General features: G+C 28.0%; 13 protein-coding genes and 1 tRNA gene. 8 read left to right on the top strand and 6 right to left on the bottom strand.

Annotation, left to right across the window (positions count from 1 at the left end; translation table 11 throughout):
- The 4 genes from HNP63_RS06785 to HNP63_RS03220 all read left to right on the top strand — a co-directional run.
- The coding region (locus tag HNP63_RS06785) for a tetratricopeptide repeat protein (protein WP_235685144.1) at positions 1–1,510 on the top strand (1,510 nt) is incomplete at its 5' end.
- A 6-nt stretch (positions 1,511–1,516) separates the two neighbouring features.
- The gene (mutL, locus tag HNP63_RS03230) at positions 1,517–3,352 is read left to right on the top strand and encodes a DNA mismatch repair endonuclease MutL (RefSeq protein WP_004790591.1); all 1,836 of its coding nucleotides are present in this window, start codon (positions 1,517–1,519) and stop codon (positions 3,350–3,352) included.
- Between the two features lie 18 nt (positions 3,353–3,370).
- Positions 3,371–4,405, top strand: a complete 1,035-nt coding sequence (locus tag HNP63_RS03225; protein ID WP_004790132.1) for a hypothetical protein — start codon at positions 3,371–3,373, stop codon at positions 4,403–4,405.
- 27 nt (positions 4,406–4,432) lie between these two features.
- A tRNA-Ile gene (locus HNP63_RS03220) sits at positions 4,433–4,506 on the top strand.
- Positions 4,507–4,517: 11 nt separating this feature from the next.
- Here HNP63_RS03220 and HNP63_RS03215 read toward each other — a convergent pair.
- Both HNP63_RS03215 and efp read right to left on the bottom strand, forming a co-directional pair.
- Positions 4,518–5,171, bottom strand: coding sequence for a hypothetical protein (locus HNP63_RS03215; protein WP_011600895.1), 654 nt, complete (start codon positions 5,169–5,171; stop codon positions 4,518–4,520).
- A complete protein-coding gene (efp, locus tag HNP63_RS03210) occupies positions 5,149–5,727 on the bottom strand; it encodes an elongation factor P (RefSeq protein ID WP_048830532.1) in 579 nt (192 codons plus the stop codon). Before efp ends, HNP63_RS03215 begins: the two co-directional genes overlap by 23 nt.
- A gap of 165 nt (positions 5,728–5,892) precedes the next feature.
- Here efp and HNP63_RS03205 point away from each other — a divergent pair, with 165 nt between their 5' ends.
- The 4 genes from HNP63_RS03205 to pstB all read left to right on the top strand — a co-directional run bounded on the left by HNP63_RS03205 (position 5,893) and on the right by pstB (position 10,054).
- Entirely contained in the window at positions 5,893–6,732 is an 840-nt protein-coding gene (locus HNP63_RS03205; RefSeq protein ID WP_183227192.1) for an extracellular solute-binding protein, read from the top strand.
- A gap of 89 nt (positions 6,733–6,821) precedes the next feature.
- Positions 6,822–7,730, top strand: a complete 909-nt coding sequence (gene pstC / locus HNP63_RS03200; RefSeq protein ID WP_004790395.1) for a phosphate ABC transporter permease subunit PstC — start codon at positions 6,822–6,824, stop codon at positions 7,728–7,730.
- A 104-nt stretch (positions 7,731–7,834) separates the two neighbouring features.
- Entirely contained in the window at positions 7,835–9,271 is a 1,437-nt protein-coding gene (gene pstA, locus HNP63_RS03195) for a phosphate ABC transporter permease PstA (protein ID WP_150119849.1), read from the top strand.
- Positions 9,272–10,054, top strand: coding sequence for a phosphate ABC transporter ATP-binding protein PstB (gene pstB / locus HNP63_RS03190; RefSeq protein WP_004790470.1), 783 nt, complete (start codon positions 9,272–9,274; stop codon positions 10,052–10,054). It begins immediately after the preceding gene.
- A 2-nt stretch (positions 10,055–10,056) separates the two neighbouring features.
- Here pstB and HNP63_RS03185 read toward each other — a convergent pair whose 3' ends face one another.
- From HNP63_RS03185 to HNP63_RS03170, 4 genes are read right to left on the bottom strand one after another with little or no spacing between them, the layout of a single operon-like run.
- Positions 10,057–10,878, bottom strand: a complete 822-nt coding sequence (locus HNP63_RS03185) for a ZIP family metal transporter (RefSeq protein WP_004790349.1) — start codon at positions 10,876–10,878, stop codon at positions 10,057–10,059.
- 40 nt (positions 10,879–10,918) lie between these two features.
- Entirely contained in the window at positions 10,919–12,703 is a 1,785-nt protein-coding gene (locus HNP63_RS03180; protein WP_183227190.1) for an alanine--tRNA ligase, read from the bottom strand.
- On the bottom strand, positions 12,703–13,920 hold the full coding sequence (locus HNP63_RS03175) for a flagellar motor switch protein FliG (RefSeq protein ID WP_183227188.1): 1,218 nt from the start codon (positions 13,918–13,920) through the stop codon (positions 12,703–12,705). The genes HNP63_RS03180 and HNP63_RS03175 overlap by 1 nt, the downstream gene beginning before the upstream one ends.
- Complete coding sequence (locus HNP63_RS03170; RefSeq protein WP_183227186.1) at positions 13,907–14,614, bottom strand: 6-phosphogluconolactonase; 708 nt, start codon at positions 14,612–14,614, stop codon at positions 13,907–13,909. The genes HNP63_RS03175 and HNP63_RS03170 overlap by 14 nt, the downstream gene beginning before the upstream one ends.
- Positions 14,615–14,659: the final 45 nt, after the last annotated feature.

Here is a 14,659-nt window from a genome sequence, read left to right as displayed (position 1 = left end):
ACAAGCCATTAAAGATTTAAATGAATTCTTAATAACCAATCCTAATGATGCCTATGCCTCTAAAACTTTAGCTCAAGCTAATAAAATACAGCAATTGGAAGACCTTAAATCTAAAGTTTATTCAATAAAACCTGGTGATCTTGAAAACCCAAAAACACGTCAACAAGCCATTAAAGATTTAAATGAATTCTTAATAACCAATCCTAATGATGCCTATGCCTCTAAAACTTTAGCTCAAGCTAATAAAATACAGCAATTGGAAGACCTTAAATCTAAAGTTTATTCAATAAAACCTGGTGATCTTGAAAACCCAAAAACACGTCAACAAGCCATTAAAGATTTAAATGAATTCTTGATAACCAACCCTAATGATGCCTATGCCTCTAAAACTTTAGCTCAAGCTTATGAAAACGATGGAGATTTACTAAAAGCAGAAAGCGTATATGACAAAATTACCAAACTCACAAATGCCAAAGAAGATTACTATAAACTTGGAATTATTAGATTTAAGCTTAAAAAGTATGAACACTCAATAGAGGCATTTAATCAAACAATAAGGCTCGATCCAAAACACAAAAAAGCACATAATAACAAAGGAATAGCTTTAATACTGCTAAATAAAAACAAACAAGCAATAGAATCTTTTGAGAAAGCAATACAAATTGATAAAAATTATGACACTGCCTACTACCAAAAAGGAATAGCGGAAGAAAAAACTGGCGATATGCAACAAGCATTTGTAAGTTTTAAAAATGCCTACGATCTAAACAAAAAACTCAATTACGCATTAAAAGCTGGAATAGTATCAAACAACCTGGGCAACTTCAAAAAAAGTGAAGAGTATTTGGGATTTTTTAATGATAATGTAAAAAAACCTAACGAAATTGCTATTTATAATCTATCAATAGCAAAATTTGAAAACAATAAACTTGAAGAATCTCTTGAAATAATAAACAAGGCCATCAATTTAAATCCAGAAAAAAGTGAATATTTATATTTAAAAGCATCCATAAATCTTAAAAACGAAAATTATCAAAATGCTATACCACTTTACAACTTGGTAATTGAAAAAAACCCTGAAAATATTTCAGCTTACATAAACCTAGCAAAAGCATACGAAAAATCGGGAAATAAAACTCAAGCAATCTCAACTCTTGAAAAGATAATAAACAAAAACAATAAATTAGCCTTAAACAATCTTGGAATACTTTACAAAAACCAAAAAAATTATCAAAAAGCAATTGAAATTTTTGAAAAAGCAATAATCAATTCAGATATTGAAGCAAAATATAATCTTGCAACCACTCTAATTGAAATTAATGATAATACAAGAGCTAAAGACCTTCTAAAGGAATATACAAAATTAAAACCAAACAATCCAGAAGCCTTATATGCACTCGGAATAATAGAATATAATGAGAACAATAATGATCAAACATTAAGGGAACTTATTAAAAAATTTCCAAATTATAAAAAAAATGGAAATATTAAAAAAATAATAGGAATATAAATTTCAATGAACAAAATAAGATTCTTAGATAAATACTTGGTTCAAAAAATAGCAGCAGGAGAATCAATAGACAGACCATGTTCAATATTAAGAGAATTGCTAGACAATTCAATAGATTCTGGGGCTACTAAAATTGAGGTCTTTCTTGAAGAAGGGGGAATTCAAAAAATCTTAATAATAGATAATGGAAGCGGAATAAGTCAAGAGGATTTAAAAATCTGCTATTTACCACACACTACTTCAAAAATATCCTCAGAAGAAGATTTAAGAAAAATAGAAACTCTAGGATTTAGAGGAGAGGCTCTCTCCAGCATTGCAATTTGCTCCAACATTTCAATAACAAGCTCAACAACTGGCAATGAAAGCTATCAAATAGAAGTGGAAAATGGCATTGAAAAATGCTTTAAAAAACAACCTGCCATAAACGGAACAATAGTAGATGTTACAAAAATATTTCACAACTTTCCAGCAAGAAAAAGATTCTTAAAGCAAGAACCTATTGAAACAAAAATGTGTCTAAAAGTTTTAGAAGAAAAAATAATAACCCATCCTGAAATCAATTTCGAAATTAATTTGAATCAAAAACTAAGAAAAATTTACTTTAAAGAATCGTTAATTGATAGAGTACAAAATGTATATGGGAATGTAATAGAAAATAATAAATTTAAGGTCTTAAAAAAAGAACATGAAAATATAAAAATAGAAATATTTTTAGCACCAGCTAATTTTTCTAAAAAAAGTAAAAGACATATTAAAACATTTGTTAACAGAAGACCTATCGATCAAAAAGATCTCTTAGAAGCAATAACTAATGGTCACAGCAGAATACTTTCCCCTGGCAACTTCCCAATATGTTATTTATTTTTAGAAATAAACCCTGAATATATTGACTTTAATGTCCACCCTCAAAAAAAAGAAGTAAGATTTTTCAATCTTCCATTTTTATTTAAACTAATCTCTGACAATATTAATAATTTTTTCGATAAAGATACAAATAACTACCACGACGTAATAATCAAAAGACAATTAACAGATGATGATCATTTAATAGAAATGATAAACCAATCAGAAAACTTTAATAAAACCAGCACATATGATGTACCACAAAACAAAAATTTAGAAACAGAAGATAATACAAATGAACCAAACAAAAACATGATACAAAAGGATGTTGGCCTTAGGAAATATAATTCAATTATAGAAAATAGACCATCACTTAAGGAAAACATCACAAACATTTTCTCTGACAGCTTTTTAGAATTTGAAGAACCACCAAACAAAAATGAAGAAGAAGATATAAAATTTAACTATATAGGACAAATATTCTCTGAATTTTTAATCGTTGAAAAAGCAAATGAAATTTACTTCATAGACCAACACGCAGTTCACGAAAAAATAATATATGAAAAACTTAGAAATTCAAAAAAAACTATTCAAAAGCTTCTAATACCAATTGAATTCACAATAGTTGATAAAAACATAGAAAAAATTATAGATAGTGAAATCGAAGAATATAAAAAAATGGACATTATAATCTCTAAAATAGGCTCTGAAAAATATCAACTTGAATCTATTCCTAATATTTGCAATCAATATGAAAATACTCTTATTAACTTTTTTCAATCAAGAAGAAGTAGAACAATAAATTCTCTTGAATCTGATTTATATGCAACTATTGCCTGTAGAAAGGCCGTTAAAACAAATGACATATTAAGCGTTGAATTTAGCAAATATTTAATAAATGAATTTTTTAAACTAGAAATTAAACATTGCCCTCATGGACGAAAAATTTATTACAAAATATCTAAATTTGAGCTTGAAAAAAAAGTTGACAGAGCATAAAATAAAACCAGAGTTCCCATGATAAAAAAAATCAAATCCGAAATCAGCTTGTTAAAACTAGAAAAAGAAAAAAGTTTAATTGAACTTGGAAAAGTATTGAAAAATAATAATGTGGTAGAATTAAAAAATTTAAAACACTATCCTAATTTAAAATTAGCAGAAAAAGAATTGTACCAAATGAAAAGCAATTTAAGCAAATCAGAAGAAAATGAAAACATATTAAAAAATTTAAACAAAAAAATTTATATTCTTAAAACAGAATATAAATCTGTTAGTAAATTATATAAAAAAAACCTTAAAGAAATTGCTAAAACAATAATCAAAATTTATCCTCAAAATCTAGAATTAATATCGAAATACAATATGAATTTTTCTAAATTGAAAATTGAAAAATATAAAAAAATAGAATTAGCAAGTGATTATAAAACAAAAAATTCTTTACAAAGAATAATACTTAAAGTCAACTCAGCAATAAACAATATTATAAATATGGTAAATGTATGTAAAATATCAAAAGAATTCGAAAAACAAATATTAATAAAATATTACCCTTCTGAAAACTTTGAAAACATAATAAATGAATTTTCATTAGATAAAAAATTAAACAATGCAATTATTAAAGAGTTTAAAATAATAAATGAAATCAAAACAAATATAAAAAGCATAAAAGAAGAAATAAAGCAAATAATATATACAAGCAAAAAAGAAAAAATATACAAAAAGAATCAAATAAAAAACGAAATCAATGTCATTATAAAAAACAAAGAAAATATTTTAAAAAAAATTGCTGAAGAATTTATTGAAACTACAAAAAAAGATAAAATCACAGCTAAACCCAACGCAATCAGCTCAATAGCCCAAAAAATAGAAAAAACAAACCAAAAAATATTAAACTTAAGTAGTGATTTAATAAAAATAACAAAACAAGAAGAAATAAAAAACATTCAAAAAAAAATGCAAGTTCTAATAAAAGAAAAAGATAAAATTAACAACAAACTAGATGCACTAACTTCTAAAATAGAAGCTATTCAAAATGAACTTGACAATGAATAAAAAATAAATATAATAAATTAAAGCTAAGGGCCCATAGCTCAGTTGGTTAGAGCACCCGACTCATAATCGGTAGGTCCCAGGTTCAAGTCCTGGTGGGCCCAATTTGATTTTTTTAATTGACCTTAAAAAAAAGATTTGAATTTTTTTCTACATAATAAAAGCTTATATAATTATCCAATGTTTTATCAATCTCCAAGGTATCTATTGAGTCAATTTTAACAACTGAAGAAACAGGATATAACTTATCTTTAAAAGTTTTAACAAAAAATACCTTAGAATTGCTTAATTTATTTAACATTGTCATATCTTTAGACTTATATACATAATTGTGCACATCATCTAAATCATATTTTGACATACCTAAAGAAATAACAAGTTCTCTATTGTACACCCTCATACCCTTATCAAAAATACGCACGCATGATGTAAAATCTTCAAAAGTTTTATCAAAAAAATTAAACCTCAAATCCCTACAATATAAAATATCCTTACCAAGACTAGAATCAATAAAAAAAGAGCTATGATTATTATCAATCACTTGAATAAACTCACTGGTATCCTTATTCTCTATTGATAATTTAAAAACATCTTTTGGATTTAGAACTTTAATTGCAAAATCAAAACTCATAAAATAATCTAAACGATCCTCAGTAAAATAATAATTCACCTTATAATCAAGTTCTTTTATCTCTGGATAATTTATTTCGCAAGAACAAACAACATAACAAAAAAACAGTATTGATTTAATTTTTAATTCGCTCTGCATACTCTTTAGTTTCAGAATTAACTAAAACTTTATCTCCAACGTTAATAAAAAGCGGTGCTTTTATTATAAGCCCTGTATTAAGAGTAATATTTTTCATTGCATTTGTTACAGTGTCACCTTTAACAGCTGCCTCAACCTCTACAACTTCAAAAGCAATCTTTGGAGCCAACTTAATATCAATAACTACATTGTCAAACATTATAAGAGAATAAATTTCTGACTCCTGCAAAAAAAGCACTTTATCTTGAAAATTAGCATTTTCTTTTAAATCCAAACTAATTTGATCATAAGTTTCTAAATCCATGAAAACTAAAACGTCTTTATCTTTGTATAAATACTGAACACTAGCCTCATAAATTTCAATCGCTTCTGCAGTATCTGCACCTTTTAAAGTTTCTCTAATGACAAATTTGTTTTTTAAGTTCTTAAGCTTTAACCTTACTATTGCCCCTCCCCTACCTGTTTTTGAAAATTCTCTTTCAAGAACAATATGGGGAGCCCCTTTAATAAGTAAAAAAGAACCTTTTTCAATCTCGCTAGATCTCACTACTGCCATTTAACTACCTCACAAAACTTAACATACAAATCTAGTAGTAATTTATACCAAAAAATTGAAATATTTGCTATTATTCCCCAATTATAACTTAATCAATAAAGTTAATTTATAATTGACTTATTTTAAATTAATGCTATTATATACTTAAACAAAGGAGTTTACTTGATGAAAAAATTTATTATCTTAATTTTTATGCTATCAACAAGTTTATTATACAACTGTAAAAATCAAGACAATGAAAAAATTGTATCAATTGGAGGATCTACAACTGTAAGTCCAATACTAGACGAAATGATTCTAAAATATAATAAAATAAACAATAATACTAAAGTAACATACGATGCACAAGGAAGTAGTGTTGGCATAAACGGACTATTTAATAAAATATATAAAATAGCCATATCATCAAGAGATTTAACAAAAGAAGAAATCGAACAAGGCGCAAAAGAAACTGTATTCGCTTATGATGCTTTAATTTTTATCACAAGCCCTGAAATAAAAATTACAAATATTACAGAAGAAAATCTAGCTAAAATACTAAATGGAAAAATTCAAAATTGGAAACAAGTGGGAGGGCCTGATGCTAAAATCAACTTTATTAATCGAGATTCTTCCTCTGGCTCTTATTCGTCTATAAAAGATCTACTTCTTAATAAAATATTTAAAACTCACGAAGAATCTCAATTTAGACAAGATGGAATAGTAGTAAAATCTAATGGAGAGGTAATTGAAAAAACAAGCCTTACTCCACACTCAATAGGATATATAGGTCTTGGATACGCAAAAAATTCAATAGAAAAGGGTTTAAATATACTTTCTATCAACAGCACATACCCTACAAAAGAAACAATTAATAGCGATAAATACACTATTAAAAGAAATTTGGTAATAGTTACAAATAGCAAATACGAGGATAAAAACGCAACTCAATTTATTGATTTTATGACAAGCTCAACCGGACAAGATATTGTTGAAGAACAAGGTTTTTTAGGGATAAAAAAATAATTAACTTAAAGAAAAGAAAACTTGACTTAATATCAAATCAAGTAATACAATTTAACACTAATATGAGCTTTAAGGGATTCTTTTAAAAAATGTATCTAAGCTTAAAGACAAAAAGAAAGATAATTGGAATTATTTTTAAATCTTTTATTCTTATATCTGCAATAATAAGCTCCCTATCAATAATGTTTTTAGGTATGTTTATATTAAAAACTGGAATAACACCATTTATTAATAACAAAATTAAAATTTTCAACTTTTTACTTAGCACAAATTGGGATCCTACTAGCAATCTAGAAAAATCTTATGGAATCTTAGCATTTATCATTAATTCCTTTTTAACTACACTTTTTTCTATTTTAATCGCTTTGCCAATTGGATTGGGATTTGCAATATATTTACTTGAAAAAGCAAAAGGATTTTATCGACAATTTTTACAAACAGTAATAGAGCTTTTAGCAGGAATCCCTAGTGTAGTTTACGGATTTTTTGGAAGCACATTTATTGCCACTTTGGTAAAAACCATTTTTCAAAGAGAAGACAATTTGGGATATAATTTAATAAGCTCATCACTCATATTAAGCATAATGATAGTTCCCACAATAATTAGCGTTTGCTACTCATCGCTTAAAGCCGTTCCTAAGTCATATAAATTTGCATCTCTTGCATTAGCAGCAACAGACTGGCAAACAATATATAAAATAATAATACCATCAGCTAGTCGGGGCATTCTAGCAGGAACAATATTAGCAATAGGAAGAGCTATTGGAGAAACAGTAGCAGTATTAATGGTTGGAGGGGGTTCTCCTCTTTTTATAAAAAATCTATTTTCTCCCATTAGAACTCTAACTGTAAATATTGCTATGGACATGGGATACGCTTCAGGCGTCCACAGAGAAGCTCTTTTTTCTACAGCTCTAGTGTTATTACTATTTTCAATAATTACAAATTTACTCAAAAATTTTATACTATCTTCAAATAAAGGGTTAAAGAAAAAGTGACCAAAACTCAAATAAACAAATTGATTAACAAGTTCTATTTCTTTATAATCAATTTTATTGCATATTTTTTAACAGCGATATTAATTTTTCTAATAGCCTATATATTGTACAACTCTTTGTTTTATTTCAAAAAAAAACAAACTTTATTTTTAAACAAAACTCAAAGCTTTGTGCCATTTAAAACAGAAGACGGTAAAGAAATACAAATTGCTTTTATTGTTAATAAAAATATCAATATAGATAAAATTTCAACAGAAGACATTTACAACATATATAATAATAAAATTTCACACTGGGGAAGCATTTCAGACCAAGGAATAGATATTATACCTATTGCCAATTCACTTGACAGCATATCTAACAAAGCCATTTTAAGAACACTAATCAAAAACAATGTATTTAATAAAAGATACATAAAAATCGAACCATCTACAAAAAAAATACTTCAAACCATAAACAGCACAATAGGATCTATAAGTTACTTAACAAAAGAAGAATTCGAATCCCTAGATTTTAAGTTATATCCCAATATTAAAGCTTTAAAAATAAAAACTATGTCGGTCCTAATAAGTAAAAAAACTTTAACAAAAAATGAAAATGAAATAATCAATACACTAGGTGTTGATGAGGTTGAAAAACTTATTAAAGGTAAAGAAAAATGGATTAATTTAATATCAAAGGATATTGAATTAAAAATAATAAAATATCTTGATCAAAAAGAAAAAATAATAGAAACTATAGAAAAAACAGAAGGCGCACTAGCAATTGTACCTTGGCATTATTTTCAAGATATTAAAGCGCCCTTTATTAAAATGCATTACCTTGATAAAAGTAGTCCTTTGAATTTAAATTTCATATTATCTATTCCAAGAGATTCTGGTGCATATGGTGGAATTTCTTACTTAATTATAAATACTTTTTATGTAATATTACTAACAACTGCTATTTCAATATGTATTGGAATAGGAACTGGCATAATGCTTGCCGAATACACTTCTAACAAAATATTTTACAAAATACTATCTATGAGTGTTGATATTCTCTCTTCAATTCCTGCAATAATTTTTGGACTTTTTGGACTAATATTTTTTGTGCCAATTTTTGGAATGGGAATACTTTCGGGAGCAATAACAAGCTCTCTAATGATATTGCCAATGATTGTTAAAACAACCGAAGAAACATTTAAAACAATCCCAAAATCATACAAGTATGCTTCATTCGCCTTAGGAGCAAACAAAACAGAAACCATAATTTTAATTATGGTTCCAGCAGCTATTCCTGGAATACTAACAGGAATAGTTCTTGCAATAGGAAGGGCTTTGGGTGAAACAGCTGTATTGCTTTTTACAATGGGAACAAACTTGGGGCTTGCAACAAATTTAAATGAACCATCAAGAACATTAACTGTGCACTTGCTGATGTTATTTCAAGAAGGGCACCTAGACAAAGGATTTGGAACAGCTTCAATACTTGTAATAATGGTGCTCATAATAAATTTAACATCAAAATTTTTAATAAACAAATTATATAGGATTAAATAAGTGGTAAAAGAAAAAGATAAACCAAAAAATGAAATTATAATAGAAACAGAAAATCTAAATCTATTTTATACAGACTTTAAGGCTTTAAACGAAATAAATATTAAAATACTAAAAAATAGTATTACCGCTTTAATAGGCCCATCTGGCTGCGGCAAATCAACATTCTTAAGAACTCTCAACAGAATGAATGACCTTGTTGAGGGTATTAAAATAGAAGGCAATGTAATATATGAGGGGAAAAACATTTATTCAAATAATTTCGATATCCTAGAACTTAGAAGAAAAATAGGAATGGTATTCCAAACTCCTAATCCATTTTTAATGTCTATCTATGACAATATAAGCTATGGACCAAAAATTCATGGAACAAAAGATAAAAAAAAATTAGATGAAATAGTAGAACAATCACTAAAAAAATCTGCACTCTGGGACGAGGTCAAAGATAAACTTAATACAAATGCTTTAAGCCTGTCAGGGGGTCAACAACAAAGACTCTGCATTGCAAGAACTCTTGCAATAGAGCCAAATGTAATACTAATGGATGAACCTACCTCTGCACTTGATCCAATATCAACAGGTAAAATTGAAGAGCTAATAATAAACTTAAAAGAAAGTTACACAATAATCATTGTAACTCATAACATGCAACAGGCCGGAAGAATATCTGATAGAACCGCATTTTTCCTTAACGGCTGCATTGAAGAAGAAAGTCCTACTGATGAACTATTCTTCAATCCTAAAAATACTAAAACTGAAGAATATATTAGCGGAAAATTTGGATAATTTTAACCTAATGAAACATCTAGAAACATCATTAATGTAAAACCAATAACACCAAATATACTTGGCACTTTATTGTCGATGTCTTTTCTTTTAGCTTCAGGTATTAATTGTTCAATTGACACATAAATCATAGCTCCTGCTGAGAAAGCTAAAGCAAAAGGTAAAATTCGAGTAAAAGAATAAACCGCATAAGCACCCATAAGCCCCCCTACAATTTCCACTAATCCTGACATTTGGCCATAATTAAAGCACTTTAGCAAAGCAACATTACCTCTTCTTAAAGGGAGAGAAATAGCCGCTCCTTCGGGAATATTTTGAATTCCAATACCAAGTGTAAGAAGCATAGCTCCAACTAAAGTCTGAATATCTGGATTAGACGCCAAGGCTCCAAAAGCAACTCCAACAGCTAATCCTTCTGGAAAATTATGCAAAGTAACAGCAGTAAAGAGTAAAAAATCTTTTTTTCCATGTTTAGTTAAATCCTCATCAATAAAAGTAAGTTTATCAAGATCTGGAACAAATACATCTACAATATATATAAAAAATGCTCCAACAAGAAATCCAAAAACAGCTGGTATCCAAGTAATGTATCCAAGCTCTTCTGCTCTTTCTATAGCCGGCTGAATAAGAGAAAAAAAACTGGCCGCTATCATAATACCTGCCGAAAAACCAAGCATAGCGTCCATTATTTTATTATCTACCTTTCTAAAGAAAAAAACTGCTCCTGCACCAAAAGCTGTAGTAAACCAAGTGAAAGTAGAACCCAAAAGTCCTAATAATACAGGATGCAAAGTTAATAAATAATCCAAAATTGATTTTATCATAAAGCCTCCTATTAAAATAAATCAACAAATAATAAAATTTTTACTCATCAATCAAAATAGCTTTTATTCTTCTTATACCCGAAGATGAGGATTGTTCTTTTTGTATCTTGAAAGTACCAAGTTCATTGGTATTCTCTACATGAGGGCCTCCACAAACTTCAAGTGAAAATCCATCTATCTCATAAACGCTCACCAAATTATCATATTTTTCTCCAAAAAGAGCCATAGCGCCTTTTTCTCGAGCTTCACTTAATTCCATTATAGATTTTTTTACAGATAAAGAATTTTTTATCTGTAAATTAACAATATCTTCAACTTTTTTTATCTCATCATCTGTCATCTTTTTAGAATGAACAAAATCAAACCTTAATCGCTCAGCAGTAATATTGCTTCCTTTTTGCTTAACATGATCACCTAGTACTAATTGAAGCGCCTTATGAAGCAAATGAGTCGCTGTATGCAACTTAGTAGTCTCATAAGTATAATCAGCAAGGCCTCCTTTAAAGACTTTGTCACCCCCTTTCTTCGAGGTCTTTTGATGCTTTTTAAAATACTCATTAAAGCCCGATTTATCAATATCAAAGCCATATTCAAACGCAAGCTCTTCTGTTAATTCATATGGAAAACCATAAGTATCATAAAGTTTAAAAGCAATATCACCAGGGATAGTCTTAGAAGACAAATTTCGTGTTATTTTAATAAATTCTTGCTCACCCTGAAATAAAGTTTTAAAAAACTTCTCTTCTTCTGTACTCAATTCCTTTTTGATAAAATCTTTTTTTTCTGTTAATTCATTATAAAAAGATCTATAAATAGTCTCTACAGAATCAACAAGATCAGCTAAAAAATGGGACTTTATTCCAAGCTTTTTTGCATATCTAATCGATCGTCTTATTAGCCTTCTTAAAACATATCCTTGACCCAAATTGGAAGGGAAAACACCAGAACTATCAGCAAGAATAAAGCAAGCCGCTTTAATATGGTCAGAGATTATTCTAATACATCTATCATCGTCTTCTTTTTGCCCATAAATTTTACCAGAAATAAATTCTATTCTCTTTATTATAGGCATAAATGCATCTGTATCATAAACTGAAGACTTGCCCTGCAAGAAAGCAATTGTCCTCTCAAGCCCCATTCCCGTATCGACACATTTTCGATCCAATTCCATATAATTACCATTTTCATCTTTATTGTATTGCATAAAAACATTATTCCAAATTTCAAAATATTTACCACAAGAACACGTAACATTGCAGTTAATAGAACAATTAATCTTTCCAGTATCCACATATATTTCAGTATCTGGTCCACAAGGTCCTTTAGATCCAACAGGCCCCCAAAAATTATGATCCTTGGAAAGATAATATATTCTATCTTTGGGAATACCTAAACTTTCCCAAACTTTAGCCGTCTCTGTATCACGAGGAATCTCTTGATCACCTTCAAAGACACTCACATAAAGACGGTCTTTTGGAATATTTAAATACTCAGAAGACGTTAAAAATTCAAAACTACACTTTACAGAATACTCTTTAAAATAAGCTCCAAGAGACCAATTTCCAAGCATTTCAAAAAAAGTTAAATGGCTTAAATCTCCAACCTCATCAATATCGCCTGTTCTCAAGCATTTTTGAACATTAACAAGCATATCTCCTGATGGATGCACTTCTCCAAGAAGATAAGGAATAAGAGGCTGCATGCCGGCTGTATTAAAAAGAACCGTAGGATCATTTTCGGGAACCAATGATTTACCCATTATTTCAAAATGTTTTTTTGATTTAAAAAAATCAATATATTTTTTACGCAACTTGTCAAGTGTCATTAAATAAATTCCTCATTTTTTCTATATATTGTCAAATCGCCTTTTAAAGTTAAATTTTTAATATAATTAATAAAAAATAGTGTCATGGTTTTTAAATCTTTTTTGCTTATTTTTCCTAAAAAAGCTTCCTCATCTAAAATAATTTCTTTGCGCCTTTTTGAAACATTTGAAAGCATTTTATCTCTAACCTCATCAGTTTTATCTTTAATAATAATTGCAATCTCTTTGTCTGTAAACTCTCTTAAAATATTATGCAAATCATTATCCATTATTCTCAATATTACATTGATATCAAATATTTTTTCTCGAATTTCATTGTCCACAGCAGGATTTAAATCCTGCATATTAATTTTATTAAGCAGATTTTTCTCTTCATTAGAATCCATATAGCTTAAAATATCAACAAGTATTTTAGATCCGTCAAGTTTATCTGTCTTAAGTCTCCCTTGCATCTTAAACCTATCCTTAAGTTTATTTGAAATTGCCTCTATTGTCTCCATGCTTAATTGCCTTGCTTTAGCAAGATCTTTTACGAATTCTCTTCTCTTTTCTTCTCCTAGCATTGAAAAAACATACTTTTTTTGATCTTTATTTAAATAATTATATAATATGACAAGCGTTTTAATATTTTCATCTTTAATTAATGCCCAAAGTTGTTCATGCTCAATTTGAGATAAATAATCAAAAGGAATAAAAATATCATTGCCAGTAACTTTTTTATAAATTGATTTTGCTTTAGATTTTCCTAACGTTTTATTCAATAAATCATAAGCAAAGTTATTATCAACTTTAACATACCTTTTTTCATTTCTTAGCAACTCTTCAAATTCTTTAATAATACGATCTTTTTCTTCTGGAGCAATGTAATTAATCTTTGAAATTTCTCTAGTAATTAAGATTATATCCGAATCATCAAGCTCAGACATAATCTTTGCAGATTTTTCAAGCCCAATAGCCAAAAAATATTTTGCAATCTTTGTAACCTTACTCTCTTTGCGAATAAACCCTGGCTTTAAATCATTAATATTATTGGATTTAAACTTAATAGGTGTTTTATTTTTATTACCCTTAATAAGATTTATCCAAGATCTAAGCATAGAACCTTGAATCTCTGAATCGGAAAAATTTTTATTTAAGCTCAAAGTATCAATTTCTTCAACAGTTTTTTTGCTTAAATTTTTAGTATTTTTATACTTAGAAAGCCTAGGATCCTGCATAACCTTCATCTCTTTTAATATTTGTAAGAACCAATAAATTGGGATGCTCTTTGAGAAGTCTAGCTGGACATTCATTGATAGAACTATTAAAACTTAAAAAATTTTCTAAAGCACGCTTTTTATCAACGCCCATAAATAACAAAACAACAGCTTTTGCATTAAACAAAGATTTTGGCGTCAAGCTTATTCTTTTAGTAGGAAATTTGGGAGAATTGTATTCATACTGATAACCTTCTACATCTGAAAACAGCAGTTTTCTTGAAGGAAAAAGCGATGCGATATGACCATCCTCACCAACAGAAACTAAAATAAAATCAAAAATATTAAACCTAGAATTAAATTCAATATTATAGTCATGAATAGCTGTAGTTTCGTCTATTTCGTTATAAACAAAAGCATGAAATTTAGAAATGCTTATTAAATTTTCATCAACCATTTTGGAAAAAAAATTCTTATTTAAAAGATTATAATTACTATCCTCATTATTCAATGGAACACACCGTTCATCAACTAAAAAAAAATGTGATCTTCTAAAAGAAAAATTTTGTTTAAGAAAAACACTTAAAAAAGTGGCTATGCTTCGACCGCCACAAATTCCAATACTTGTATATTTATCTTTATCTATATTCATATTAAAAAAATCAAAAAATCTATTTTTTAAATTATTCTCTTCATCAGAATATAAAAACTCCATTTAATTTCCTTTAATACATATTAATCTAAATAATACGAAATGATT

The sequence above is a fragment of the Borreliella afzelii genome, from assembly GCF_014202295.1.
In the GTDB taxonomy this organism is placed as follows: domain Bacteria; phylum Spirochaetota; class Spirochaetia; order Borreliales; family Borreliaceae; genus Borreliella; species Borreliella afzelii.
The sequence above is the reverse complement of the archived record's forward strand: the minus strand, read 5'-3'. Positions and strand labels throughout refer to the sequence as shown.

What these genes read in the sequence shown, in the direction of transcription:
- HNP63_RS03225 (WP_004790132.1), top strand. Translation starts at nt 3,371, where the DNA reads ATGATAAAAAAAATCAAATCCGAAATCAGCTTGTTAAAACTAGAAAAA.
- efp (WP_048830532.1), bottom strand. Translation starts at nt 5,727, where the DNA reads ATGGCAGTAGTGAGATCTAGCGAGATTGAAAAAGGTTCTTTTTTACTT.
- HNP63_RS03180 (WP_183227190.1), bottom strand. Translation starts at nt 12,703, where the DNA reads ATGACACTTGACAAGTTGCGTAAAAAATATATTGATTTTTTTAAATCA.
- mutL (WP_004790591.1), top strand. Translation starts at nt 1,517, where the DNA reads ATGAACAAAATAAGATTCTTAGATAAATACTTGGTTCAAAAAATAGCA.
- HNP63_RS03205 (WP_183227192.1), top strand. Translation starts at nt 5,893, where the DNA reads ATGAAAAAATTTATTATCTTAATTTTTATGCTATCAACAAGTTTATTA.
- HNP63_RS03175 (WP_183227188.1), bottom strand. Translation starts at nt 13,920, where the DNA reads ATGCAGGATCCTAGGCTTTCTAAGTATAAAAATACTAAAAATTTAAGC.
- HNP63_RS03185 (WP_004790349.1), bottom strand. Translation starts at nt 10,878, where the DNA reads ATGATAAAATCAATTTTGGATTATTTATTAACTTTGCATCCTGTATTA.
- pstC (WP_004790395.1), top strand. Translation starts at nt 6,822, where the DNA reads ATGTATCTAAGCTTAAAGACAAAAAGAAAGATAATTGGAATTATTTTT.
- HNP63_RS03170 (WP_183227186.1), bottom strand. Translation starts at nt 14,614, where the DNA reads ATGGAGTTTTTATATTCTGATGAAGAGAATAATTTAAAAAATAGATTT.
- HNP63_RS03215 (WP_011600895.1), bottom strand. Translation starts at nt 5,171, where the DNA reads ATGCAGAGCGAATTAAAAATTAAATCAATACTGTTTTTTTGTTATGTT.